The 25,391-nt window shown below is 61.9% G+C and carries 27 protein-coding genes and 1 riboswitch; of the genes, 15 read left to right on the top strand and 12 right to left on the bottom strand.

Features of this window, described 5'->3' with window-relative positions; all coding sequences use genetic code 11:
* Positions 1–35: 35 nt before the first annotated feature.
* The 4 genes from TRD_RS02580 to TRD_RS02570 are packed head-to-tail and all read right to left on the bottom strand — an operon-like array spanning position 36 to position 2,597.
* Positions 36–1,724 carry a cbb3-type cytochrome c oxidase subunit I gene (locus TRD_RS02580; RefSeq protein ID WP_012641962.1) on the bottom strand — a complete coding sequence of 563 codons (1,689 nt, stop codon included), beginning with the start codon at positions 1,722–1,724 and terminating at the stop codon, positions 36–38.
* Positions 1,721–2,188 carry a cytochrome c oxidase subunit II gene (locus TRD_RS02575; protein WP_012641961.1) on the bottom strand — a complete coding sequence of 156 codons (468 nt, stop codon included), beginning with the start codon at positions 2,186–2,188 and terminating at the stop codon, positions 1,721–1,723. The genes TRD_RS02580 and TRD_RS02575 overlap by 4 nt, the downstream gene beginning before the upstream one ends.
* Before the next feature lie 3 nt (positions 2,189–2,191).
* Positions 2,192–2,329, bottom strand: a complete 138-nt coding sequence (locus tag TRD_RS14815) for a hypothetical protein (RefSeq protein ID WP_012641960.1) — start codon at positions 2,327–2,329, stop codon at positions 2,192–2,194.
* Positions 2,301–2,597 (bottom strand): hypothetical protein, encoded by a 297-nt coding sequence (locus tag TRD_RS02570; protein WP_012641959.1) that lies wholly within the window; start codon positions 2,595–2,597, stop codon positions 2,301–2,303. Before TRD_RS02570 ends, TRD_RS14815 begins: the two co-directional genes overlap by 29 nt.
* An 843-nt stretch (positions 2,598–3,440) precedes the next feature.
* On the opposite strand from TRD_RS02570, the gene TRD_RS02560 reads away from it, so the two are divergent.
* The 7 genes from TRD_RS02560 (at position 3,441) to TRD_RS02530 (ending at position 11,249) form a co-directional block, all read left to right on the top strand.
* A complete protein-coding gene (locus tag TRD_RS02560; RefSeq protein WP_012641958.1) occupies positions 3,441–4,361 on the top strand; it encodes a daunorubicin resistance protein DrrA family ABC transporter ATP-binding protein in 921 nt (306 codons plus the stop codon).
* Between the two features lie 92 nt (positions 4,362–4,453).
* On the top strand, positions 4,454–5,533 hold the full coding sequence (locus tag TRD_RS02555; RefSeq protein WP_012641957.1) for a site-specific integrase: 1,080 nt from the start codon (positions 4,454–4,456) through the stop codon (positions 5,531–5,533).
* A 271-nt stretch (positions 5,534–5,804) separates the two neighbouring features.
* Positions 5,805–5,987 (top strand): hypothetical protein, encoded by a 183-nt coding sequence (locus tag TRD_RS02550; RefSeq protein ID WP_012641956.1) that lies wholly within the window; start codon positions 5,805–5,807, stop codon positions 5,985–5,987.
* A gap of 51 nt (positions 5,988–6,038) precedes the next feature.
* Positions 6,039–6,407 (top strand): hypothetical protein, encoded by a 369-nt coding sequence (locus TRD_RS02545; RefSeq protein WP_041435927.1) that lies wholly within the window; start codon positions 6,039–6,041, stop codon positions 6,405–6,407.
* Positions 6,408–6,470: 63 nt separating this feature from the next.
* Positions 6,471–8,816 (top strand): AAA family ATPase, encoded by a 2,346-nt coding sequence (locus TRD_RS02540; protein ID WP_012641954.1) that lies wholly within the window; start codon positions 6,471–6,473, stop codon positions 8,814–8,816.
* 1,011 nt (positions 8,817–9,827) lie between these two features.
* On the top strand, positions 9,828–10,688 hold the full coding sequence (locus TRD_RS02535) for an ABC transporter permease (protein WP_012641952.1): 861 nt from the start codon (positions 9,828–9,830) through the stop codon (positions 10,686–10,688).
* A 21-nt stretch (positions 10,689–10,709) separates the two neighbouring features.
* Positions 10,710–11,249, top strand: a complete 540-nt coding sequence (locus TRD_RS02530; protein WP_012641951.1) for a cob(I)yrinic acid a,c-diamide adenosyltransferase — start codon at positions 10,710–10,712, stop codon at positions 11,247–11,249.
* 6 nt (positions 11,250–11,255) lie between these two features.
* Here the strand turns inward: TRD_RS02530 and dcd are convergent, their stop codons facing one another.
* Positions 11,256–11,849, bottom strand: coding sequence for a dCTP deaminase (gene dcd, locus TRD_RS02525; RefSeq protein WP_012641950.1), 594 nt, complete (start codon positions 11,847–11,849; stop codon positions 11,256–11,258).
* Between the two features lie 154 nt (positions 11,850–12,003).
* Here dcd and TRD_RS02520 point away from each other — a divergent pair, with 154 nt between their 5' ends.
* Complete coding sequence (locus TRD_RS02520; protein ID WP_012641948.1) at positions 12,004–13,458, top strand: LCP family protein; 1,455 nt, start codon at positions 12,004–12,006, stop codon at positions 13,456–13,458.
* Positions 13,459–13,477: 19 nt separating this feature from the next.
* On the opposite strand, the gene argS is transcribed toward TRD_RS02520, so the two are convergent.
* Both argS and TRD_RS02510 read right to left on the bottom strand, forming a co-directional pair.
* Complete coding sequence (gene argS, locus TRD_RS02515; protein WP_012641947.1) at positions 13,478–15,628, bottom strand: arginine--tRNA ligase; 2,151 nt, start codon at positions 15,626–15,628, stop codon at positions 13,478–13,480.
* A gap of 12 nt (positions 15,629–15,640) precedes the next feature.
* The gene (locus TRD_RS02510; protein ID WP_012641946.1) at positions 15,641–16,417 is read right to left on the bottom strand and encodes a sugar phosphate nucleotidyltransferase; all 777 of its coding nucleotides are present in this window, start codon (positions 16,415–16,417) and stop codon (positions 15,641–15,643) included.
* Positions 16,418–16,823: 406 nt separating this feature from the next.
* Positions 16,824–16,941: riboswitch (TPP riboswitch) on the top strand.
* A gap of 53 nt (positions 16,942–16,994) precedes the next feature.
* Here TRD_RS02510 and TRD_RS02505 point away from each other — a divergent pair.
* Positions 16,995–17,639 carry a TenA family protein gene (locus TRD_RS02505; RefSeq protein WP_012641944.1) on the top strand — a complete coding sequence of 215 codons (645 nt, stop codon included), beginning with the start codon at positions 16,995–16,997 and terminating at the stop codon, positions 17,637–17,639.
* A gap of 15 nt (positions 17,640–17,654) precedes the next feature.
* Positions 17,655–18,320: a thiaminase II gene (gene tenA, locus TRD_RS02500; RefSeq protein WP_012641943.1), complete on the top strand. Its 666-nt coding sequence runs from the start codon at positions 17,655–17,657 to the stop codon at positions 18,318–18,320.
* Between the two features lie 219 nt (positions 18,321–18,539).
* On the opposite strand, the gene TRD_RS02495 is transcribed toward tenA, so the two are convergent.
* A complete protein-coding gene (locus TRD_RS02495; protein ID WP_012641942.1) occupies positions 18,540–18,839 on the bottom strand; it encodes a hypothetical protein in 300 nt (99 codons plus the stop codon).
* Positions 18,840–18,901: 62 nt separating this feature from the next.
* Positions 18,902–19,126, bottom strand: coding sequence for a 30S ribosomal protein S21 (rpsU, locus tag TRD_RS02490; protein ID WP_012641941.1), 225 nt, complete (start codon positions 19,124–19,126; stop codon positions 18,902–18,904).
* Between the two features lie 628 nt (positions 19,127–19,754).
* Here rpsU and TRD_RS02480 point away from each other — a divergent pair.
* From TRD_RS02480 to ureC, 5 genes are read left to right on the top strand one after another with little or no spacing between them, the layout of a single operon-like run.
* On the top strand, positions 19,755–20,003 hold the full coding sequence (locus TRD_RS02480) for a helix-turn-helix domain-containing protein (protein ID WP_012641939.1): 249 nt from the start codon (positions 19,755–19,757) through the stop codon (positions 20,001–20,003).
* Between the two features lie 44 nt (positions 20,004–20,047).
* Positions 20,048–20,389 (top strand): hypothetical protein, encoded by a 342-nt coding sequence (locus tag TRD_RS02475; protein ID WP_012641938.1) that lies wholly within the window; start codon positions 20,048–20,050, stop codon positions 20,387–20,389.
* Complete coding sequence (gene ureA, locus TRD_RS02470; RefSeq protein WP_041435925.1) at positions 20,380–20,682, top strand: urease subunit gamma; 303 nt, start codon at positions 20,380–20,382, stop codon at positions 20,680–20,682. The genes TRD_RS02475 and ureA overlap by 10 nt, the downstream gene beginning before the upstream one ends.
* Positions 20,679–21,068, top strand: coding sequence for an urease subunit beta (locus TRD_RS02465; protein WP_012641936.1), 390 nt, complete (start codon positions 20,679–20,681; stop codon positions 21,066–21,068). The genes ureA and TRD_RS02465 overlap by 4 nt, the downstream gene beginning before the upstream one ends.
* Positions 21,069–21,076: 8 nt before the next feature.
* Entirely contained in the window at positions 21,077–22,777 is a 1,701-nt protein-coding gene (ureC, locus tag TRD_RS02460; RefSeq protein WP_012641935.1) for an urease subunit alpha, read from the top strand.
* 6 nt (positions 22,778–22,783) lie between these two features.
* Here the strand turns inward: ureC and TRD_RS02455 are convergent, their stop codons facing one another.
* From TRD_RS02455 to speB (TRD_RS02445), 3 genes are read right to left on the bottom strand one after another with little or no spacing between them, the layout of a single operon-like run.
* Positions 22,784–23,422 carry a DUF1989 domain-containing protein gene (locus TRD_RS02455; RefSeq protein WP_012641934.1) on the bottom strand — a complete coding sequence of 213 codons (639 nt, stop codon included), beginning with the start codon at positions 23,420–23,422 and terminating at the stop codon, positions 22,784–22,786.
* Entirely contained in the window at positions 23,397–24,371 is a 975-nt protein-coding gene (speB, locus tag TRD_RS02450) for an agmatinase (RefSeq protein WP_012641933.1), read from the bottom strand. Before speB (TRD_RS02450) ends, TRD_RS02455 begins: the two co-directional genes overlap by 26 nt.
* 55 nt (positions 24,372–24,426) lie before the next feature.
* Entirely contained in the window at positions 24,427–25,383 is a 957-nt protein-coding gene (gene speB, locus TRD_RS02445) for an agmatinase (protein WP_012641932.1), read from the bottom strand.
* Positions 25,384–25,391: the final 8 nt, after the last annotated feature.

Genomic DNA, 25,391 nt, shown 5'->3' with positions numbered 1-25,391 from the left:
TGCTCACCGCCCCTCGACCGTCGCACGTATGCCTTTCAATACACCTTGATCGGCGGCGAAACGCTCTGCAGGGGGAGATAGAGGAGAATAGTCGGAATGTACGCGATCGCCACCAGGATAACTGCGATCAAGAACCAAAAGCCGAGCTGGTCCAGTCGCGGTGAAGTCTCCCGCGCACCGAAGCGCATTTCAGCAACCGGGATCTCCAGCGGTTGAGTGAGACGCCGACCAGCAAAGACCGTCCACAGGACGACGATGAAGTACAGGAGGCCGCTGATCACCATCAGCGTACCACCGATCGCCGTCAGCCAGTTGTCCAAACCAGCACTGATGAGATCACGATAAGGAGCTTCGCCGATCGACGACCGCCGAGGTTCGCCGAGGAGACCAGCGGCGATCTGCCCGCGGGCGAAAAGCAAGACACCGACGAACCAGAGCCACGCCTGCGCGAGTGCGAGACGGCGCCCCATGAGCTCGCGCCCCGTCAAGAAGGGAATGAGCCAGTAGCTTATGCCGATGAAGGAGAGCGTAACGGCCGTGCCGACCGTCATATGAAAGTGTCCAGGAACGAACGACGTGTTGTGGACGACATTATTCAGGTTGTAACTCGCATTGACGATGCCGGTAGCCCCGCCGAGGATGAAGACGAGCATCGCCAGGAGTTGCGCAGCCACACTCGGATCACCCCAGGGAAGCTTCCAGATCCACCCGAGCAGACCTGTGCCACCACGGGCGCGTCCACCATCCTCCAGCGCAGCCATGACCGTGAACGCCGTCACTAGACTCGGGAAGACGACCGAGAACGTCGTGAAGAGATGGACGACCTTCATGACCGTGGGAATACCAGGATCGACATATTGGTGATGAAGCCCCGTCGGTACCGAGAAGACGAGCAGAAGGATGAAAGCCAACCGCACCAAGCTATCGCTGAAGACGCGACCACCAACCTGACGCGGAACCATGAGATACCAGGAAATGTACGCTGGCATCAGCCAAAAATAGACGATCGCGTGCCCGGTATACCAGAACAATATTCGGTTGAACTGTGGATCGGTCGTTTTGAGCCAGCCGAGCGACCACGGCAAAAGGAAGAACACGACGAGTACCACCACGCCCAACGAGGCGAGCGCCCACATCACGTACGTCACCACACCCACGAAACCGAGCAGCGGGGTGCGTTCCCCGGGATGCTCGCGCTGCCAGGCACGGCGCGTGAGCACGAGGTTGAGCGCAGTGAGCAGCGTCGAGATGACCAGCAGCGCTGCGCCGAGGAAGAAGAGGGAGCTCGCACGCATCGGGGCGTAGAAGGTGAAGAGGACTGTCGCTTGATTGGTCAAGATCGCATACGCGGCCAATAACGTCCCGACCAGCATCGTCCAAAACGCTCCCTGGGCCAAGAACGTGCTCGCCAGGGGGCGCTCGAATCCACGGATCGCCACCAACGACACGAAGGCGTTACTGAAGGCAAACGTGAAGAGAAAGGCGAGCAAGACCCCATGGATCGTCAAGCCTTGATAGTAGGTTTGCATGAGCATCGCTTTGTAGATGACAATTCCCACACGGTCCAGTGCCTGCATCAAGCCCATGAGCCCGCCGATCGCGAGGCCGATCAGCGCCAGTACCAGTTGCCCCTTGATCGGCCACAACTGTTCGGCAAGAAAGATTCCCTCGTGAGTGACCGCTCCCCCGCCCGCCACTGTCCGCGCGCGTGCTGTCGCGCTCATCGCACCACCACCTTCCCGTACATCTGGTGATGCCCGAAGCCGCAATATTCGTGACAGACCCACAGATATTCACCGGGCTGGTCGAAACGCGCCGTCACCTGAGAGATCTGACCCGGAATCACCATGACGTTCGCGTTCGTACCGGTGAGAACGAAACCATGAATGACATCGGGACTGGCGAGCGTGAACGTCACCGTCGCCCCGACGGGAACCTGAATCTCATCGGGCTGGAACTGCCAGGCCCGGGCGATGACCACGGCTTCGTACTTGCCACCACCCAGATCACGCAGGCCAGGCTGATCGAAGGGTGGGGTCGTGGAGAGTGCACGCGGATCGATCCGCCCGGCCGGTGACGGAACGTGTACCCCCGCGACCAGTGCACCGATCCCGATCCCGACGATACCCAGCACGAGCATCAGCCCAGCCAAGATCATGAAGATTCGTTCGTATGCCTCGATCCGCATCCCTCACCCCCGTCCCAGCATGTCGAAATAGACGGTGAGCCAGATGCCCACGATCACGATCAGCATGAGCAGGGTCAAAAACAGCGTTCCGACCGGATGCTGCTCGGATCGCTCATCTTTCTGACCGGCTCTGCCCGACATGCTGTCCCCTCCTTCCCGTTCCTTCCCCTGCCGTGTCTCCGACTGCACGCTTCTCCATCCCACCGACCAGCGCACCAGTACGCTGGAGATACCAGCGAGCCACGACCAAGCTCACCAGCACACCGAAAAGTCCGCCCACCAGTCCCAGCCAATCACGCCCAGTTCCGAACCCACCGACCACTCGATTGAAGCTCGACCAGAAAAGCATTGCGTTGGCTCCGCCAACGACGAGCAGTGCAAACCAGGCGCTGAGGATTCGCCACTGCATCCTACTCTCCCCGGGTAGTCTACCGCTCCTCCACCGACACAATCTCCTACATGTCGACAAAAAGGGTTACAATGCCGTAACAAGGCGCTCCCAACCCTCGTCATCACAACCCATGGAGCGGTCTAATGGTCGAGCCTCCGAGCCGCTGTTCGCGGTTGATCTCGCAATCCACCGAAGCCCACGGGATCAGCAGTCGGGCCCCTCGGCACGTAACTCCACAGCGCGGGCGATCTCCGTCGGGCGGATGGCTCAGACGCTCCCACATCGAGGTCCAGCACGGAGGCACCGCGTCCGCTAAGGTGCCTGGCGCCAGCTGGCTCCAATGCGGAGGCGATGAACCGATACTTGCCACAGCAGAAGCTGATGCGCCCCCGCCCATCAGCGTCACGCTGTCCAGCGACTTCGTCTGGCGTTGCCTTCGGCTGCGCGCTGTCGACGCGCACTTGGCTCTCCTTCCCGTCCTCGACCAGCAACTCGCTTCGCCCCATCCCAGCCTTCTCCAGCCATCCTTCGTCGCGCACCGCGTCAGTTCGTTCGTTCGATCCGACGATCCGCTCGCTCTGCTATCTGCTATCCGTTTACAGGAACACTCTGCGCCCCCGCTGTCGACGACTGCGTGTTCGAGGACCCCAACTGCCGATCGAGCCCTGAAGACTGTTTTGCCTCTTGCACCGGCGCACCGACGGAAAACCGCAACAGTCTCCACTGTGCACCACTGACCAACGGTTCGGGGGTCAAAGCTCGGTCGCTCCCGACTCGAGAAGTCACCTGCTTCCTCATCCGGTCAGCGACGGGCGGTACACTTCGACGAGTGAGCGAGCGATCGACCGGGAGCGACCGCCTATGACAGCAGCGATCGAAGTGCACGAACTAGTCAAGCAGTACGGGGACGTCACTGCGGTTGCCGGGATCAACTTCACGGTCGCACGCGGAGAATTTTTCGCCTTTCTCGGTCCCAATGGAGCTGGCAAGACGACGACGATCAACATCCTCTGCACGCTGGCTCGCCCCACCAGTGGTCGAGCGCGTGTCGCGAGCTGTGATGTTGTCCGCGAACCCCACCGCGTTCGTGAACGCATCGGCATCATCTTCCAGGATCCCAGTCTGGACACCCAGCTGACCGCGTGGAAGAATCTCGCTTTGCATGCCCGCGTCTATGGAGTCCCGGGTACTCTCTGGCGGCAACGTGCCGAACAGCTTCTCCGCCTGGTCGAACTGTGGGACCGTCGCCACCAGCTCGTCCGCACGTTCTCTGGCGGGATGAAACGGCGGCTCGAACTGGTGCGGGGATTACTCCATCGTCCCGAAATCCTCTTCCTCGATGAACCGACGCTCGGCTTGGACCCACAGACGCGCCGACAAATTTGGTCCTATTTGGAAACGTTGCGTCGCGAGACTGGCGTCACCTTGTTCCTGACGACGCACTACTTGGAAGAAGCGGAGCAATGTGACCGGGTGGCGATCATCGATCACGGCCGCGTCATCGCACTCGATACGCCCGACCGGCTGAAGGCACGCGTCGGCCGAGACATCATCGTCCTGGCGACAGCCGACGATGCGCGAGCTGCCTCGGAGCTGCGCGAGCGTTTTAGTCTCCAGCCCCTGGTCGTCGATGGGACACTCCGCGTGGAAGTGGAGCGAGGCGACACCTTTATTCCTGAGTTGGTGCGACAGCTCTCGGTACCGATCCGTTCTGTCAGCTTGCGACGCCCGAGCCTGGACGATGTGTTCCTCGCTCTGACTGGCAGACAGATCCGCTCCTAGGATTCCCCACCAGCACGGCCATCTCGACGCCGTACCCCACGCATACCCCACCAGCAGCCGGGGACGCTCTCTGACGAAAAGGGGGGTGTTCCATGGCCACGATCCGCCGACGCAAGAGCGGCTTGTTCGAAGCTCGGCTGCAGCGGGACGGACGACGTTTCTCGGTCTACGGCCGGACGGAAACGGAAGTCCGGCAGAAGCTGGCCGAACTGGAACGCAAGCTGGCCATCGACCAGGCACCACCGGTGGGACGGGTGACGGTTCGGGAACTCTGCGAACGCTGGCTTGCGACGGAACGCAAGCGTTGGAAACCCAAGACGTACTACGACTACCGGTGGCATCTGGAGCACCACGTCTACCCGGTCCTCGGCCGGGTACAGCTGTCGAAACTCACCCCAGACCGCCTACAGCGATTCTTCGATTCCCTTTCCGGTCGGTCGGCCAACTTGACTTTTCGGCTCCTGCATCGCTGCTTCGTTGTGGGTATCCGATGGGGTTTTCTCGGTCAGAATCCTTGCGACCGGGTCGTCCCACCGGCCTACCAGGCGCCGCCAATCGAATTACCTGATGCCGATGCCTTGGCTCGCCTATTCCGGTACTGCCTGGAGAGCGACGACCCCTACGCCGGCCTGGTGGGGTTGTCCCTTCTCTGCGGACTGCGGCGGGGGGAAATCACGGCGCTGCGCTGGTCGGATATCGACCTCCAGACTGGTCAACTCAGCGTCGTCCGCTCCGGCCAGTGGATTGCCGGCCGATGGGTGGAGACAGAACCCAAGACCAGAGCTGGTCGACGGACCATCTACGTCGGGGAACAAGGGATACGGCTACTCCGGCGACAGAAGGCACTGGTAGCACAGCTGAAGCTCCAGGCTGGACCGGCCTGGCAGGAACACGGGTTGGTCTTCCCGGGACCAAACGGCCAGCCGCTTTCCCCTAGCCGGGTCGCCGCTGCCGTGCAGCGAATCTGCAAGGCGTCTGGTGTCCCCCCGCTCCGGCACCACTCGCTGCGGCACGCCTCGGCCAGCTTGGCCTTGTTGGCCGGCGTTCCCCTGCCTGAGGTGAGCCGACAATTGGGTCATGCGAATGTCTCCATCACAGCTCGGGTCTATAGCCACTGCATCTCCGACGGCCGGCGGGTCACCGAGGCGATCGAGCGGGTGTTGGCTGGGTGAGCCATGACCAGGGGGTGCACGGCCGCTGGTTCAACCCGGACCGTGCACCCAACCGCCTGGCATGGGACTGCAGCCTGCTGGCCGGTAGGCGATGACTGCCACGGGTCACCGGCGGGTGGCGAAACGCCTGCGCCGGAATCGGGGGTAAATACCGAACACATTGCCTAGGGGGTTTGTCAACCAACTCCCCCGCTCAAGCGTTCTAATTAAGTAGAAGGTCAATTGCAGGACCCCGGTCGATGACCGGGGTCCAGTCGTTGCAAGGAGGTTCATGATGCTGGTCGTCAAGGTTAGCCGATTCCGACCCGGCCAACTCGAACCTGAGGCGGTCGTGGCCACGACCGACCAGGCGATTTGCCAGGCAGTGCTTCGGCTCATCCGTGAGCGGCTAGCCAGAGAGGAGGAACAGGATGGACTAGTGAGCAAGCCAACGGTGCGACGGACGGATGACTGAACCGACCCGGTGCTGCCACCACCGGGTCGGTCGAACCAAAGGAGGTGTGTGATGACAGTCGCAGTATCGCCTACGCTACCCTACGCTATCAAGTACCGAAAACACGGTCGAATCGTCTGTTTGGGAAAAATCTGCCGCAACGACGATGGCGAGCTGATCTTCGGCGTTCCCTACAAGGGTCGGCCCTTTAGGACGCCGAGCTTGCCTCTTCCCGTCTACCTGCATCTGCTGGCGGCCGGTGTTCGCTGGTGGATCATCAGATTCGACGACCAGCGCAAAGCCTACCGAATCGAACTGGCCAGAGTCGACCGGGTGGCGACGATCGGCACTGACGGCGAATTGACCGTGCCGCTTCGGATGTTCGAGGCTTGTCCGTATCCGGAATGGCCGTACGCAGTCCGGTCCGTTCTGATCCGCTGATGCCTGACTGCAAAACAACGGCCAAGGGTAACCCCCTTGGCCGCCAACCGAATGGAGGGTATCATGACGATCACTACTGATATCTTACGTCAAGCTGCTCAAAAGTACCAGGCGCTCGGCTTGCCAGCCATCCCCGCCTATCGGGGAAGACCGCTGATCCTTTGGCAGGTGTACCAGCAGCGCCTGCCGGAGCCTGAGGAGGTCGAAGGGTGGCCGTGGTCGAAGGCCGACGGCGTCGCCGTCATCTGCGGCCACCAGACGACCTTCGGCGGCTTCTGGTGGTGTCTCGACGTCGAGCATCAGCATCGTGTCGAAGCCGAACGCTGGCTCGACGCAACGCACCCCGGCTGGCGCCACGGACTGGTCGCTGAAAGCCAACGCAACGGGTTGCATGTCTATTGCCGCAGTCGCCAGCCAGTCCGTACCCAAAGACATGAGTGGGGTGACATCAAAGGCAGTGGTAGCCTCGTCTACGCTCCACCGAGCCGGCGCTACAAGCCGGATGCGACCCAGGATTACGAGTGGCTGTCGTTCGACCCGACCAATGCCTTACAGCTGGAGCCGGCCGACCTACCCTGGCCAACCGACAACGGCCACCAGCAGGGACCACTGGGACAACCATCGCTGGCCGAGACACTCAAAACCACTATCCCGGTCGGTAACCGCCACAACACCATGGTCCGGGTCGCCGGCTGGCTGCGGGGTGTCGGTCATCTCGAACCGGACGAAATCTTGACCGTCCTCCAGCAGATGAACCGGCGGTGTGAAGTGCCGTTGCCGGACCAGGAGCTGGTGGAGATTGCCAGGTCATCCAGCAAGTGGTCGGTGAACCCGACCCTGGTCGCCGGGAACGGCCACCAGCAATCGACCGACAGTGGCGGCCACCCTGTCCGCAAGCCGGTCCGGTTCACCGGCCGAGAAACCCCACCGTTGCGTCCCTGGCTGGTGGCTGACGTCATCCCCGAAGGCCTACCAGCGTTGATCTACGGGAACGGCGGGTCGGCGAAGAGCTATTTGGCGCTGTTGGCCGGGCTGGCGGTCGCTGCTGGTGTCCCCTGGCTCGGCAAGCCAACGGTGCAGCGACCAACACTGTTCGCCGATTTCGAGTTGGATGAGACTGAGCAGCATCGCCGAGCCAGACGGTTGGCAATCGGCTTAGGACTGGCGGACGTGCCAGAGGTCTTCGAGTATGTCCAGCTGGCTGACCTGTCCCCCCGGGATGCCGAAGCCGTCCTAGTCGACTGGGTGGCCGCTCATCCCGATGGGTTGGTGATCGTGGATTCGGTCGGAGCAGCGGCCATCACCGACCTGGAGAAGGCTCAGGCCGTGGTGCAGGTTTTCCGAAACCTTCGCTCCCTGAACCCTGGCGGCCTGCTGCTGGTGGACCACCAGGCCAAACTCCAACCTGGCCAGGACTACCGGGACAAGACGCCGTTCGGCTCGGTCTACAAGTACAACTTGAGCCGGGTCGTCTGGCAGTCGGAGCTGGTCGAATCGCAACCCGGGGAAGCCTGGGTTATCCTGCGGAACACGAAGAACAACCTGGGACCGCTGCAGGGGGAGATCGGCGTGAAGCTTAGTTTCGGGGAGGGGTTGGTGACGGTGACCCCGGTCGCTCTCACCACCGGTCCCCTGGTCGAGCGAGCCAGCTTGGAGAGTCGGATCATCGCAGTGCTCAAAGAGCATGGACCCTCCACCGCTCAGGAAATCGCCGACCGGCTCGAGGCGAACCCGAAGAGCGTCAAGGCCAAGCTCTCCCGGCTCAAGGGACTCGGCCGGGTGGTCGTTACGGGAACGGTCGGACGAGAACACCTTTGGTCGCTACCGGGTACCCCAGGACACTCGCCTGACGACCAGGAGCAAGCTTCGTTAACGTTAACGGATAATACTGCTGTTAACGTTAACGCTGGACCCGGAAAACATCACACTCCGCATCGTGAAGCCAAAATCGACGCACAAGACCCTGGCGGGGAAGCCGGAAAACATCACACTTGGCTTCACGAAGCCCAAAACGACGAACACACCCCCGCCGGGGAAGCTGAAAAACATCACGCTTGGCTTCCCGATGCGAAAAACGCCGTCTGCGAAGTGTGTGGCCAGCTCTTCACCTGGTCAGGCCGGGGTCAACCGGCACGTTACTGCAGCCGGACCTGCCAGATGAAGGCCTACCGCCAGCGGAGCACGCCTGTAGACGCACCTGGTCGAGGCAACCCAGGAAGCCTGGCCACGGAGACGGAGACGAACGGCCACCCGCCTGATCCGTCGGCCTGTCTCGATTGCGGCAAGCGGATCGACGCCGAAGGGTTCCAATACATCTGTCCACCGTGCATGAAACTCCGATACGACAAGCTGCAGCGGCAGTATCCCGAGAAACTAATCCGCTGGCTGGAGCAACAGCACGGCCGTTGAGCCGGTACCCCCGGGGGTCGTTCTCCGGCACCAACCAGTGCTCCCCCGTTAACGGTTAACATCCTTTGGGGACCGTTAACCGTTAACGCTCGCCGGACAACACCCCCGGGATGCACCCAGCGACCAACCAGGGTGCCACTGGCAGCGTCGATGACCGGTGACGCACCCTGGCTTCCCCGCCTGTCCCGTTCTGGACACCCCACCCCGGTCCACCAACGACCACCCCCGTTGCCAATCCCGGTTCGACAACGGCTCTGTCTATTATCGTGCACCGGTGACGCCGTCATCCCATTACAGCGCCGGCAACCTGATGATAAATTTCCACTAAAACCCCAAAATTCAGCCGTGCACTTCCGAAGCCTGCCGAGTGGCCGACCCGGGAACCTTGTCGACTTTACCCCTGAAGGGTCCACCGGTCTGGGGTACGGTGGTGCAAGTGGGGTACGGCTACCCCACCAGGCGACGAGAAGGCTGGTGGAACACCCTGGTGAAAAGACGCCGGCCTCGTGCACGGCCACCCGATTCGTTTCTTCACGCAAGCGTCCTATAGTGAAGAAAACAAATCCGGCGACAGTGAGCCTCTTGACAACGATGGTCGGCGCTATTACGCTCGTCTCGGTTGGTAGGGTGCACGTTACTAAGAGAGCGTCCCGGCCGCTGGGGAAGCAGCGCCGGGACCGGCCAGGTCAGGATGGGTCTGACCCGGCGACACCTAGTGTAGCCGATCGAGTACCCCCGCTGGCCAGGTCGCCGGCGGGGGTTTGTGGTTTGCAGGAGTGTTGTGCTGGTGTACCCCAGTTGCGCAGTCGTACCCCACCGTACCCCACGATTCCTGAGTTGGTGCGACAGCTCTCGGTACCGATCCGTTCTGTCAGCTTGCGACGCCCGAGCCTGGACGATGTGTTCCTCGCTTTGACTGGCAGACAGATCCGCGACGAAGAACCCTCGAGCCTCGATCAGCTGCGCGAACGGATACGAGCCAGGCGTTGAAGATCGAAAGGACGCGCTGCTATGGCGTCGATCGAACTCACCGAGCCAGTCCGACCACCCTCACCGCTTCTGCGCGCCTCGATCGGCGTGCTCACGCTCTGGCAACGAGACCTTCTTCGCTTCTGGCGCGACCGGACTCGCATCGCTGGCGGGCTCGCTCAACCCCTGCTGTTCTTGGCCATCTTCGGCGCAGGTCTCTCCCCCTGGATGGGTAATCTCGGCGGAACGATGTTCGGACCGGACTACTTGCAGTTTTTGTATCCCGGCATCATCGGCATGTCGGTCCTCTTCTCGTCGATCTTCAGCGCCGTTTCCGTCGTCTGGGATCGGGAGTTCGGTTTCCTCAAAGAACTCCTGGTCGCACCGATACCGCGCTGGTCGATCGTCATCGGAAAGGCCCTGGGTGGAAGCTCGACCGCGATGTTCCAGGGGCTTCTCCTTCTGATCCTGGCCCCCGTGATCGGCGTCAGACTCTCCCTCAGTACGATCCTCCTCTTGATCCCTCTTCTTTTTCTTCTCGCCTTCTCGCTCTCCAGCATCGGTCTGGTGATTGCAGCACGAATGCGTTCGACAGAGGGGTTCGGACTGATCATGAACTTCCTGGTTACTCCACTGCTCTTCTTGTCGGGGGCTCTCTACCCGCTCAACAATTTGCCCACCTGGTTACTTATCCTGACACGCCTCGATCCGGTCACCTACGGTATCGACGCCATCAGGCGCGTCGTCCTCTCCTCATCGGGCGTTCCCCAACCAGTTATCGATCAGCTCGGTGTGACGCTCTTCGGCCACCCGCTGGATCCGCTCACTGATGCAGCTGTCGTGCTCGGCTTAGGACTGGTGCTCATCACCGTCGCGGCTCGCCAGTTCGCTCGACCGGACTGAGAAGTGAGAGGAGGACACGCCGTGCTCTATACCGGCAAAGGGGACCAGGGGTATACCGACCTCCTGGGTGGTCGCGTCCCGAAGTATGCTCCACGTCCCGAGACGTTCGGCACCCTGGACGAAGCCACCTGTGCGATCGGCCTCGCCCGCGCCCTCGCCCAAGACCAGGAGACCAAGCAGACCCTGATCCGCGTGCAACGTGACCTCTATGTGATGATGGCAGAACTGGCTTTCGCTCCTGGCATCGAGCAGGAGAAGTACCGTATCACCGCAGAGCACGTCCAACATCTGGAAGTGACGATCGACGCGATCGGCGCTCGTGTCCCGATCGGACGCCATTTCGTGTTACCCGGCGATACGGTAGCCGGTGCGGCGCTGGATTTTGCGCGGACCGTCGTACGACGAGCAGAGCGACTCGTCGCCCGACTCTACCATGATGGGGACATCCACAACGAGCATCTGCTCGCCTATTTGAACCGGCTCTCCTCGCTGCTCTTCGTCCTCGCGCGGTACGAGGATCACCGGGCTGGCGTGACACCGACTCCAGCCAAGGAGCCGTGACGCGAATCATCGACCACGCAGCTGCTCGAGACTGAGTTCTTCGGCAAGGCGACTGGGCTTGGGATCCTTTTGCCCGGCGTACTTGTTCCCGCGCTTCATCCGATACGGAACCATTGCCGGCGAGCTCAGTTGCTCGAACGTAAACGAGCAAATCCGCATGCCCGGATAGAGCGCGACTGCCATGCGTCCCAGATTGGAAAGCTCCATCGTGGCGGTGCCTGCCCACCCAGGCTCGAACAGCGCGGCAGTGCTGTGCACCGTAATGCCGAGCCGAGCGATGCTCGACCGTCCCTCGAGTCGGCCCACGAGATCGTCAGCGAGTTCGATGTACTCTCGCGTCGAGGCCAGCGCAAAGTCTCCGGCCTGCATGATGAACGGCTCACCGTCCGGCACCACGATCGTTCGCATCGCGTCTCCGATCGATTGCGGTTGCCGCGGGTCGATGTAGGAGAAGCGCGAGTGCTCGAACACCATGAAGGTATTACCGAGATGCAGGTCGATCGAGCACGCACCGAGTTGCGTCTCCAAGTCCGGTTCGGGAGTGATCTTGATCCGACCGCTCTTGAGTGCGGCGATGATATCCCGATCCGACAGGATCATGTGTCTCCCCCGTTCGATGCTCGGCGACCGCGACGGTCACTGTACGGACACCAGTATGGGGCGGAACCGCTGCTGCGTCAACCGGAACCCGTTTCCGGACGGCTGCTATACTGCTGCCCGGCGCATCGGCGCTCGCTGAGAACCGAGGGAAATCATGACCAGCGATCGTCCACCTGATGGTTCGCTTCCACCGACCCGATTCACGGCTCGGCAACTGCGAGCCGCTCGACAGGGATCCTTCGAGTCGCTCGACGCTCCAGAGAGCGTCCCGCCGCGACCGTCGCGCCGGCGCGTCTCCCTCCCCGCTCTTGCGGCGACTCTCCTTCTCGTCATCGTTGCTGGCATCGCTGCCTACCTCGCTCCGCTCGCCTGGGCCAGCTGGCGAGCGTATCAGCGCGTGTTCACGACACCCATCCCGCGTGCGAACGTCACCATCAATGCCCAAGGCACACCGGAAGTCGTTCTGGTCTCACCGAACGACCCAGCGATACAGTTGCCCGATTGGGACAAGAAAGATCGCATCAATGTGCTTCTGCTCGGAGTCGATCGACGCGAAGCAGGAGACGTTCCCCGCGCCGATACCATCATCGTGGTGACGATCGATCCACTCACCAAGGACGTCGGGATGCTCTCCATTCCACGGGACCTCCTCGTGACGATCCCGGGATATGGCCAAGAGAAGATCAATGCTGCCTATCCTCTCGGAATGAGTTCGCCCCTTACCGGACCAGGTTTGCTCCGGGCAACGATCGAGTACAACTTCGGTATTCCGATTCACTACTATGCAGAGGTCGACTTCGAAGGTTTCGTCCGTATCGTGGACACGCTCGGTGGCGTCGTCGTCGACGTTCCAGCACCGATCAAAGACGACGAGTATCCCGGCGAAGACTACAACTACACCCGCGTCTACTTCGCTCCTGGCCTCCAGCATATGGATGGCCGAACGGCGCTCCGCTATGTGCGAACGAGGCACGACGACAACGATTTCTCGCGCGGTTACCGGCAACAGCAGGTGCTTCGTGCGCTGCGCGAGCAGGGACTACGGCTCGATCTGCTCCGCAAGGCTCCGCAGCTGGTGGACGCGCTCGCCGATACGGTCCGCACCGACCTGAGCCCACAGCAAGTACTCGCCCTGGCTAAGCTCGGCAGCGAAATTCCGCGCGAGCGCATCCGTTCCTTCACGCTGCTCGAGGCGACGACCAGTTACTGGGAACCGGGCCAGCCCTTCTACCTCATCCCGAACTGGCCAGCGATCCAGGCGATTCTCGACGAAATGTTCCCGCCCCGCGAGGGTCAGCCGCGACCGCGTGTTCGTTCCACCACGGTCGCTCCACCGGCTCAGCCATTGGCCCCTGATCTCGTCGAGCCCGTACAGACACCACCACCCGAAGTGCAGGCACCGGTCCAGCCGCAACCGACCGAGACTGCGCCGGTCGAAACCGAACCCACCCCGTCTACCCCCACCCCAGGAACCCAACTCACCCCGACGCTGCCGCCCGCAACCCCCACTCCGCACGGGATGCACACACCAGTACCGACGGTCGTTCCGACCGCGGAATCGACCACGCCCGAGGCGACCCCTACCCCGGAAGGGACACCGACGCCCTGAATCGCTCGACCGATAAGGCTCACATCACCTCGGGCGCAGCGATGCCGAGCAGCTGCAAGCCATTGGCCAGTGTTTGCCGCGCCGCAGCGACTATCGCCAATCGTGCCGACCGCTGCGGCTCCGGTGCCTGGAGCACTGGGCAGACTCGGTAAAACTCGTTGAATCGCTTGGCCAGCTCGTACACGTAGTTGGCGATGACGAGCGGCTTGTACTCGTCGGCAGCACGCTGCACTTCGTCCGGGAAGAGCGCGATCTGCTCGATGAGATCGATCTCCTCACGGGTCAAAGCATCGAGCGCGTACGGCCCCTCCGGCAACGTATCGACCTTTTCGAGAATCCGGCAAGCCCGTGCGTGGGCATACTGGATGTAGGGAGCTGCATGCCCCTCGAAAGAAAGAGCCTCCTCGATATCGAAAACGATGACCCGATTGTTATCCCGCGAGAGCATTCCGTACTTGAGGCTGCCCAACCCGACCTGTCGCGCGACCGATGCCTTGACCTCCGGCGGCAAGGTCGGATTCTTCTCTTCGATGATCTCCAGCGCACGCTCCAACACCTGGCGCGCCACATCCTCGTACAGCACCACGTTACCGAGCCGGCTGCTCATGGCACCGCTGGGAAGCATGACCGTTTCGTAAGCCAGGTGATAACACTTCGCTGCCTGCTGGAATCCCCACAGCTCCATCACTTTGAAGATCTGCTGCAGATACAGGGTCTGCCGGACGTCCACGACCCAAATCGCACGGTCGACGTGGTACTGCTCGAACTTGCGCTTCGTCAAGGCCAGGTCTTTCGTCGAGTACAGAGTCGTCCCGTCCGACCGCAAGATGGGAAGCGTGCGGTACGTCTCCTTCTCCAGCCCAAGCTTTTCGTCGATCTTGACGACCGGCAAACCGTCGCTGATCTCGGCGATACCCCGTTCCAGGAGCTCGCGGACGATCTGCCGACCCTCCTCCTCGACCTCGCTCTCGAAGAACCAGACGTCGAAGTGGACATCGAGTTCCTCGTAAATCCGGTAGAACTCCTCCATACTCCAGGCGCGCGTTTCTTCCCAGAGCCGGACGAATTCCGGATCCTTGCGCTCCCAGCGCTGAAACGTCTCCCGGACCTCGCGCTCCCATTCAGGGACATGCGGCCACCAGTCGAGCGTGGCAGCCAGTCGGCGCCAGCGGTCGTACCATTCCTCCACGCGCTGGATGCGCTCCGCAGCCTTCTCGCCCTCGTCGCTCGCGCGCGCCTCGACCAGTTCCTGTTCCAGCTGACGACCCACGATCGGCCAGAACTTGACGATCGTTTGGTCGTCATAGAACGCATCAGGCTTGATTTCGCGTCCGTGCGCGATCTGGCCCAACAAGTACGCGATGTCCTCACCGACCTTGTGTTCCTGCCAGAGTTCCTTCAGCATGCGATCGATGGCTTGCACGAAGGCCTGATCCTCGCGCGCCAGCTCGTTCAAGAGTTCGATGACATCTTGCCGATAGCTCAGGCGTCGGTCAGCCTCCGCATAAATTTCGCCGAGCCATCGCCCACGCCGTTCGCGAGGCGGTTCTTCTCCCTGGTGAAAGCGCAAATAGCACCAAAGGCATTTGATCACGTGCAGACCGATATCGCCGATGTAGTTCGCTTCCAATACATCGAACCCAGCGAAGCGCAAAACGCGACTCAGCGCATTACCGAGGCACACGTTGCGCAAGTGACCGACGTGAAAGGCCTTATGCGTGTTCGGTTGCGAGTATTCCACCATCACCCGTTCGCCGCGAGCCTCGCCACGCCCGAACTCGCTGCCCTCGGCGAGGACGGTCCGCAAGACATCGTTCGCGAAGCGGTTCGAGTCGTAGACGATATTGAGGTAGCCATTGATCGCTTCGACCCGAGCGAATCCGGTATGCCGCGACAAGCGCCGAGCCAACTCTTCGGCGATGGCCTGAGCACGCTCGCGCACACGTTCTTGCACCAGCCGCTTCGCTTCCTTCTTGGAGAGACCAGCGGCGACCCGCTCCAACTCTTCGGCCAATTGCTCGTTCGCGATCTGGTAGCAGACGGTCGTCGACGTTCCCCAGACGCCAGGAAACGGAATCGGGCGCATTTCCAATGTCCGACGACCGTACCCGAGTGCCTCCAGCTCGGCGTTGATCAGTTCCGCTGCACGTGTTGCCTCGCGTTTGAACATCGTTCCTCCACGTCAGTGTGTGCTGCGCCCAGCAGGAAGAGCTGACGGCAGGATAGGGTCTGGGTCACGATAGCCGCGGCGCTCTGCCCAGTATCGGTTCGCGCGATGCAAACTCTCGAACGTCCCCGCGTCGCTCCAAAAGCCCTGTAGTTCCACCCAGCGCAAGAGACCCAGTTCGAGATACCGGTTGTTGACGTCGGTGATCTCGAGTTCGCCGCGAGGCGAAGGTTCCAGCTCGCGGATGAACTCGAAGACGCGATTGTCATAGAGGTAGAGTCCGGTCACGGCGTACGGGCTTTTCGGTTCTTTCGGTTTTTCTTCGATCCGAAGAATCCGCGTCGGGTCGTTCGGATCGAAGACCGGGCATCCGAAGCGGTGCGGGTCGGGAACGCGCGCCAGGAAAATCAGCGCCCCACCCGTGAAACTCTCGACTGCAGGGCGAATATCGGCGTCCGTCGTGTTATCACCCAAGATCACGCAGATATGCTCACCATCAGCGAATTCCTCGCAGAGACTGAGCGCATCCGCGATCCCTCGTTCTTCCTCCTGATACGCGTATTCGAGATGGCGCACACCGAGATGCCGGCCGTTCCGAAGCACTCGCAAGAAGTCACCCGCATGGGGACCACCAGTCACGACCATGATCTCGTCGATGCCAGCCTTCACCAACGTCTGAATCGGATAATAGATCATCGGCTGGTCGTAAACCGGCAGGAGGTGCTTGTTAGTCGCGAAGGTCAGCGGGTAGAGCCGCGTCCCGAGTCCTCCCGCGAGAACGACCCCCTTCATGATCCCCCCTGTCGCCGTGTTCCTGTGCCGGTGGGCACAGCACCTCGGCCTTAGTATAGCGACCAGTTCGGCGCTTCTTCCGCGCTCGCCAGCCACGCGGCTGATCCACGCACCGAAGCAAAGTGAGAGACGAATCGTCATGGGGTGTGCACCGGCTCGTCACCTGCACCACGAGCGAGGGCTGGCGGCGAAGATTCCTTTCCGAGCTCCACCATGTCCCATACCAAAAACGCCTTCCAATCGCGCTCGGACGCGAACTCTTCCACTGCGCGGGAACGAGCACGGCGCCACCAGGCCGACGACCCGATGGTGACGCCACACTGGCAGCACCTGCTACGCGGCATCATGTGCCTCGTGCACCCGACCGCTTGACACCGTCCACTCACCACGATACGGTACACTTCGCGCAAGACGCCCCGGGAGCTCGGGTGAACCGGGCTGAGAGGGTGGCTCAGGATTCCGCCACCGACCGGCACCGACCTGATCTGGGTAATGCCAGCGAAGGGAGGCCATCCACTGATCCGTTCCCCTTGCACCATGTTCAGGAGGCACGTCGCCGATCTTCGGGAGGTGCTCCATGCCCAGCACCTTGCTCGACGAGCTGCTCGCCGAAGCACGACCGATTTGGCAAGCGATGATCGCGCATCCCTTCCTGCACGAACTCGCGACCGGAACGCTCTCGCGCGAGCGCTTCCACTTTTGGGTTCAGCAGGATTACCGATTCGTCCAGGACGGCATCCGCTTCCTGGGCCTCCTGATCGCTCGCGCACCGGATGAGGAGCTCCGACGCGGACTGCTCGACGCAGCTGTCGCCTTCCGCAACGAACTCACCATATTCGAGGAGTACGCCCGCCAGCACGCTCTCTCGCTCGCCGTCGAGCCGACGCCGATCTGTCTCGGCTATACCTCTTTCCTCCTCGCGACCGCAGCCACCGGGTCCTTGGTCGAAGCCCTCACCGTTCTCTGGTGTGCGGAAAAGGCATACTACGACGCGTGGTCAGCTGTTCGAGCACAACTCGGTCTCGCGCCAGCCTATGCGCGCTGGATCGAAAACTGGACGAGTCCGCAATTCGCGAGCTGGGTCGATTGGCTCGGCGAACAACTGGCCAAGCGAGCCACCACGCCAGACCGACCGCCTATTCGGGCTGCCTTTCTGGCCACTGCTCGCTACGAGTACCTCTTCTGGGACATGGTCTATACCGGCTCCAACTGGCCCATATAGCGAGAGGAGTGGATGATGACCAGCTTCACCCAAGAGCTCTGGCGCTCGATCGATCCGATCTACCAGGCGATCGTCGTTCACCCCTTCCTCGTCGGCCTGACCGACGGCACCTTACCCGAAGAAGCATTTCGCTTTTACGTCGTGCAGGACGCACTTTACCTGCAGGACTATGCCCGCTGTCTCGCGCTGGCTGCTGCCAAGGCACCGCGCGAGACGTGGTGCGAGCTCTTTGCCGACCACGCCAAAGTAGCGCTGGTCGTGGAGCGTGCCTTGCACGAGAGTTTCTTCGCTGCCTGGGGACTTTCTCCCGACAAGATCGCTGGCACGCCGTACGCGCCGACGAACCTCGCGTACACCTCCTATCTTTTGCGGGTCGCCTACGAGCGTCCGTTCGAGGAGGTCATCGGTGCACTGCTTCCCTGCTATTGGATCTACTGGGAAGTGGGCAAGCACCTGGAACGATCTGGTTCACCGAACCCACTGTATCAGAAGTGGATCGACACTTATGCGTCGGAAGAGTACGCAGCTGTCGTCCAGGCGGTACTGGATGTCGCTGACCAGGTGGTGACCGACCTCCCCGAGTCGCGCCGGCAACCCATTCGGACACACTTCGTTACGACCGCCCGCTACGAGTGGATGTTCTGGGACGCTGCCTGGCGCTTGGAGCGCTGGCCAGTGTGAGCCTCTGGCGTTCGCACCCGGCCGAGGACCGAGAACGCGTACCACTGGGCGCAGTGATGCAAAGATCGACCGCAGCAGCAGGTCCGCAAAGCGCGTGGCTCGATTATGGTGGCTGGAAGCGTGATCCTTCACGGGTCGGCGGTTACCGCCGTCGCTCGTCCGGCGTCTGCCGCCGTTCTTCAGTTCCCAGCGTTCTGGGCAAGCGCGGCAACCTCGCGATCAGTCCTCCTCGTTTGGTCGACGGGCCACGAGGAGCCAGTACGGCAAGAAGGCCACGACGTTCAACAAGGCGATGAGCAGGAGCCAGAGCCATCGGCCCCCGGGGAAGCGGTGAGCCGGACGCCTCATCAGGTCAGCGAGTGCGACAGCGAGCGCGAACCACGTCACGATCAAGGAAGGGACCGCCAGCAGCGGGATGATCCATGGTGCAACGGACCACATGGTCACCGCGGCGATCGACCCGGCAACGAAAAGCACGAACGTGGCTGTTGCCACCGGCAACAGCCACGTCTGGCGCATCAAACTTTCCCAGGACGAACCCCTGGGTTGCGTGTGCACGTTTCGCGCTGATCGTTCCACACTCAGAGCCCGAGTTGGCCCTTCTTGGCGAGCTTCGCGAGCTTGCGCCGCCGCCGGTGCTCGGCCTTGCGGATCTTGGCCCGACGCTGCTCCGACTTGCTCACGTAATGCCGCTTCGCGCGGTAATCACGGAGCACCCCGGCCTTCTGCAGTTCCTTGGTGAATCGCTTCAGGAGAGCGTCGAAGCTCTCATTCTCGCGCAGCTCGACATGAACCGACTTCGCCACCTGACCTCACACCCCTTCGGTGCAACTGGATTGGTACGGCGATTCCGTACCGGCACACTGATTTAGTGTACCACAGAGCTGCACTCACGTACAGCTCGATCAGCCCGATGGGGTGCTAGGGAGCGAGGCGGTCAGTCGTTCCTCGCCGATCTCGCACGATACCGGCCGAATGACGCAGCTCCCGCGGCGTCGCGTACTCTCGGTCCACCTCGACGATCGAGTGATGGCTCCCTCTCGCGAGTTCGACGCTCGAGAACAAGCACCTGCCTCGGTTTCTCCCGGCACGGAAAGCGCCAAACCTCGTCCGTTCCCGAGAGTACAGGAGAATGCGCAACCCGCCAGCGCTGTCTCCACTGACGGATCCAGCGAGAAACGAGAGCCGTCGACTCCACTCGCCTTCGTGTATTCGAAGCAGCCGTACCGAATACCAGGCCGCACGCGTTCCGAACCCACCGCCAGCCCCAGCACCGTCCAACCCCGGCGATCCACTCTCGCAGGTCGGAAAAAGGCAGAGACGAAAGGGAGCACCGAACATCACAGAATCGATACCGTGGTCCGATCCACGATGGACATGAACCATCGAGCAGCGCTATACTGCAGTGCTGCGGAGCAGTGACGGGAGCGATCGATGATCGAAATCGATGGTGTCGAGTATCTCACGGCGAACGAGGCTGCAGCCCTACTCGGCGTCAAGCGCGAAACGCTCTACGCGTACGCCAGCCGGGGTCGCCTGCGGAGCTACCGGCGCGGGATTCGGCGCGAACGTTTGTACCGCCGCAGCGACATCGAGGCACTGCTTCGCTTGCAGCCTGCTGCCGGGCAGGGCGACGATCTGCCTCTTCCCAAAGCTGAGTCCTGGATTCCCTTCACCTCCTGATCCTCGCCTCCCTTCTCGTGATATCGGGGCAGATGGAGCGTCTTGTGGCTGAGCGTCGACTCTATATTTGGCTCGAGCGTGATCCACTGGCCGGACCACCGGATACTGCCATCGAGGACGTGCCAGGACGGGCCGACCTCGATCTCCTGGCGGAAGCCATCCGACAAGGGAAACTCGGTCGATACCTTCCGACCAAGCTCGCTCTTTCCCGCCACCGTGTCCCCTTGCTGCCGTCCGGTTACCGCCGAGTCAATGTCGCGAACCTGCTCCGACAATACCGTATTCCCTATCGAACTCGATTAGAAGTGCTGACGGATGCCTCATCCCTCCAAGACTGTTCGTCCCGAATCGCGCGTTCGTCGCGGGAGCACGAGCCATGTACGTGACCCCGAAGGAGCTCGACCGGTTGACCGTGTTCACTTTGGCTGAACTCGCCCGTCGCCACCGCGCACGCGGGATCAAGCTCAATTATACGGAGGCTGCTGCCCTTCTCTGCGACGAAGTGTACGAAGAAGCACGCGCTGGTCGCTCCTACGAGGAGGTGGTCGCGCATGCCAGTTCCCTCCTCACGCGCGATGACGTTCTCCCTGGTGTTCCGGAAATGCTCACCGTTCTCCACATCGACGCGCTCTTCCCTGACGGTACGCGCCTCGTGACCCTCAGGAATCCCATCCGATGAGCGAGCATCCTGTCCCGCCCGGTGGAATCATCCCTGGTCCTGATCCGATCGAAATCGATGCCCGCCTTCCCGTCACCCGCCTGCGCATCACGAATCGCGGCACCGTCCCGATCCATCTCACCGCCCACTTCCACGTTTTCGAGGCCAATCCCGCACTCTGTTTCGACCGGCGCAAGGGTTTCGGCATGCGACCGGACCTCCCAGTTGGCTGGGCAGTGCGCATCGAACCAGGCCAAACCGTCGAACTCCCCGTCGTGCCGATCGGCGGGCAGCGGATCGTACGCGGTTTTCACGGTTTGGTCGATGGCCCCCTCGACGCGATCGACCTGGAGGCGCTTATCGAACGGATGATCGCTCGAGGCTTTTGTCACGAACCGGAGGAGTGAGGACTGTCATGCCGGTCCGGATCGACCGTCAACACTATGCTCGTTGGTACGGCCCCACAGCGGGCGACCGCATCCGGCTCGCCGACACCAACCTGTACGCTCGTATCGAGCGGGACGACACCCTGCCCGGCTTCGAACCGCTCGTCGGCTTCGGTCGTCCTGTCCGCGACGGCATGCTGGCCGGGCGCGACCACGGCCCCAGCAAGCTCGATCTCGTCATCACGAACGTCGTCGTGATGGACCCGGTACTCGGCATCTTCAAGAGCAACATCGGCATCAAGGACGGTCGTATCGTCGCGATCGGCCGGGCCGGGAATCCGGACGTCATGGAGGACGTCGAGGTTCTCATCAGCAATGCTACTGGAATCATCCCGGCTGAGGGACTGATCGCCACGCCCGGCGGGGTCGATGCCCATGTGCACCTCTCTTCCACAAGCGTCGTCCCCGCTGCTCTCAGCGCCGGCATCACGACGCTCGTCGCGCAGGGATCCGGCGGTGTCTGGGATCTGGGTGTCAATCCCGTGAACAATCTGCGTCATCTCTTGGAAGCATTCGAGACGATCCCGCTGAACCTCGCCGTGCTCGGTCGCGGCTCCTCCGACACCGCACAACTTGTCGAGCACCTGGAAGCCGGCTGCGCGGGATTCAAGATCCACGAAGATGTCGGCGCTTTCCCAGCAGTCATCGATGCGTGCCTGACCATCGCCGACCAGGCTGGTGTGCAGGTTGCCCTGCACACCGACGGATTGAACGAGGCTGGGTCACTGCGAGAGACGATCGCCGCGATCGCTGGGCGCTCCATTCACGCGTACCACGTAGAGGGATCCGGCGGCGGCCACGCACCCAATATCCTGGAGATCGTCTCGGAGCCGAACGTCATCGGTTCGTCGACGAGCCCGACGATTCCCTATTCCGTCAACAGTACGGCTGAGTTGCTCGATATGATTATCGCTGTCCATCGCCTGGCCACTGATATCCCGAGCGACCTCGCCGCCGCGCGCGATCGAGTACGAGCGAGCACGATCGCCGCGGAAGATGTGCTCCACGATCTCGGTGCCATTGCCATCATGTCCTCCGACTCGCAAGGGATGGGGCGGATCGGCGAAGTGATCACCCGGACCTGGCAACTGGCTCATCGCATGAAGGAGATTCGCGGCGGTGGCTACGACCCTGCATCCGGGAACGGCGATGACAACCCGCGCATCCTGCAGTACTTGGCGAAGTACACCATCAATCCAGCCATCGCGCACGGACTGGATCACGAAGTCGGAAGCCTCGAACCGGGCAAGCTCGCCGACATCGTCCTCTGGCATCCCGCCTTTTTCGGAGCCAAACCCGCTGCGGTCATCAAGGCTGGCTTCGTCGCCTGGGCACCTGTCGGCGACGGAATGGGCTCCACACGCTGGAGTCAACCGTTGATCTACCGACCGATGTTCGGGGGACTCGGACGAGCTCCGGCTGCACTGAGCGTTGCCTTCGTCGCACCAGTTGCCGCCACATCGAGTCACCTCGAGCGCAGTGGACTGCAACGCCGCCTCGTAGCCGTCCGCAATGTCCGCCGTGTCTTCAAAAACGCCATGCGCTATAACACCGCCTCACCCCGTGTCGAGGTCGACCCGCGCACCTATGCGGTCGCGATCAACGGCCAAGTGGTCGAGATTCCACCAGCGGAGCGCTTGCCTCTCACGTTTTTGCATTTCATCGCTTGAGCGTCGTCAGTCATAGATACGGACGAGAATATCGGTCGGATTGAATGCATTGCACGGATTCTGGTCCTGCGGACAAGCCGAGACCGCCACGACGAGATCCATGAGCGCCCGCAGCAGCACGTAATCGTTCCGCTCGGACAGCGGCTCGCGGATCTCGAACCGCCCTTTGGCGACGATCCCCACATTCATGAACCAGTTGACAGGATCTGGGATATCGTCTTCCTCGATTCCGTACTCGCGCAGAGCGGCGAGGAAGTTGTCCTTGCAGTTGGGGTGGTCAGGAATACCGTAGTCATCCAGATACCGACGACGATCGCAGGCGGGGAACAAGATGTCATGACGCCCGACCGTATCTTCCAGCAAGACGAGCATCGGGTTTCGTCGATTGCTATAGAGCGTCATTCCCTGAGTGAGTACGAGCGAATTATTGATCGCACGGGTATGCGACGTGGAAAGGTACTCGCGCACGTCGTGCAGGTTGAAGGCGACCATATCAGCCACTTGCTTGCCCTGCACGTCGGTGATCTGGAGCAGTTGGCCCTCGGCGAGCGGGAAAGCGATCGGTACGGTCGGGCGCACTTGCGCAGCTCGCTTGGGTACGCGTCCGAAAAGAATGTGCTCACTCGGCGCGCTCGGCTGTACCATGTCGTTCCCTCCTCGTTGCTGCGAGCACCGCGAGCAAGTCGAACACGATGTTCGCCGCGTTCAACGCCGTCACTCCAGCCGGATCCCGATCGGGCAAGACCTCCACGACATCCGCCGCAACGATATTCAGCCCGACCAAGCCCCACACCAATTCCTGGGCTTCCCACATTGCGAACCCGCCTACTTCGGGCGTTCCAGTACCAGGAGCGAACGCCGGATCCAGGAAATCGATGTCGAAGCTGACGAAGACCGGATGCTGTCCGACCCGCTGACGGACCGCTTCGAGAACACGTTCGATTCCGGCTCGTCGAACCTCCCACGCAGTCCATACCGCGAAGCCGAGCTCGCGCGATTGCTCGAGCTCCCCGCGCTCACCGAGCGAACCGCGGATCCCGATCTGAATCGAGCGAACCGGGTCGACCACTCCTTCTTCGACGGCTCGACGGAAGGGCGTGCCGTGGTTGTACCGCGTTCCCCAAATGGTGTCCCAGGTATCGACATGCGCGTCGAAGTGCACCAGCGCGAGGGGGCCGAATCGGCGAGCGACTGCCCGCAGTTCGGGGAGCGTCACCGAGTGATCACCGCCGATCCCGACCGGGATCACCCCGCCCTCCACGACCGTCCGGATCGTCTCCTCGATCAGCTGGTACGACTCCAGTGTCTCCATCGGGACGACCGGCGTGTCACCGTAGTCGATCACCGTCAAGTACTCGGTCACATCCACGTCCAGTGGCGGGTGATACTGCTCGATGCGGGAAGAGTGCTCCCGTACCGCGGCCGGCCCAAAACGTGCCCCGGGCCGATAGGTGACGCCGGTATCGAAGGGAATTCCGACGATCGCCACATCGACCCCCGCCAGTTCCGCACGGTGGGGAAAACGCGCGAAGGTACGGAGCCCGCTGAAACGGGGGCGCCACCGTACCCGACCCTGGTCTTCACGCTCGTCCATCGAACTTCCTCACGAACGACTTCACCACACCAGTACGAGAAGGGCCTCGTGCATCTCAGCGCGTCATCCCGCGCCGGTTGAAGGCCAGAACGGCCAGAATCTCGAATAACAGGTTGGCCGCAGCTAAGGCAGTGACGCCGCTCACGTCATGGGCGGGCAGGACCTCCACCATATCGGCTGCCACGATGTCCACACCGACCAGTCCACGCAAGAGTTCTTGCGCTTCGCGCGTCGTGAACCCCCCGACCTCCGGTGTCCCGGTACCTGGCGCATACACCGGATCGAGGAAGTCGATATCGAAGCTCACGAAGACCGGCCCCTGGCCGACTCGGCGCCGGATCGCTTCGATCACCGCGCCGAGTCCGGTGCGCCGCACGTCGTCCGCTGTCCACACCTCGAAGCCCAGCTCCCGCGACTGGTCGAGATCCTCCGGTCCATAGAGTGAGCCACGCATCCCGACCTGAATCGCTCGCGTCGTCTCGATCAATCCTTCCTCCACCGCTCGCCGGAAGGGGGTCCCATGCGTGTACTTCTTTCCCCAATATTCGTCCCATGTATCGGTGTGCGAATCGAACTGAATGAATCCGACCCGGCCGTAACGGCGCGCGACCGCGCGCAGCTCCGCTAAAGTGATCGAGTGGTCACCACCGATAACCAGCGGGACGACATCGTGCTCGAGGAGCGGTAACAGTCCCTGTTCGATCCGCTGATAGCTGTCCTCGATGTAACCAGGCACGACCGGCAAGTCCCCGTAATCGACGACCGACAGTACCTCGTAGACATCGACATCGAGTGATGGATGGTAGGTTCGCAGCATCGCCGACATCTCGCGCACGGCCGCTGGTCCGAACCGCGCCCCGACACGATAGGTCACGCCGGTATCGAAGGGCGCACCGACGATCGCGACATCCACCCCGGCGAGCTCTCGCACATGGGGCAAGCGCGCGAAGGTGCGGATTCCAGCAAAACGCGGGCTCTCGAGCCCGCTCACCGGAGCATAGCCCTTGGGCATCTCAGCCT

The organism is Thermomicrobium roseum DSM 5159 (assembly GCF_000021685.1).
Classification (GTDB): domain Bacteria; phylum Chloroflexota; class Chloroflexia; order Thermomicrobiales; family Thermomicrobiaceae; genus Thermomicrobium; species Thermomicrobium roseum.
This window is presented reverse-complemented; position numbering and strand designations above follow the sequence as displayed.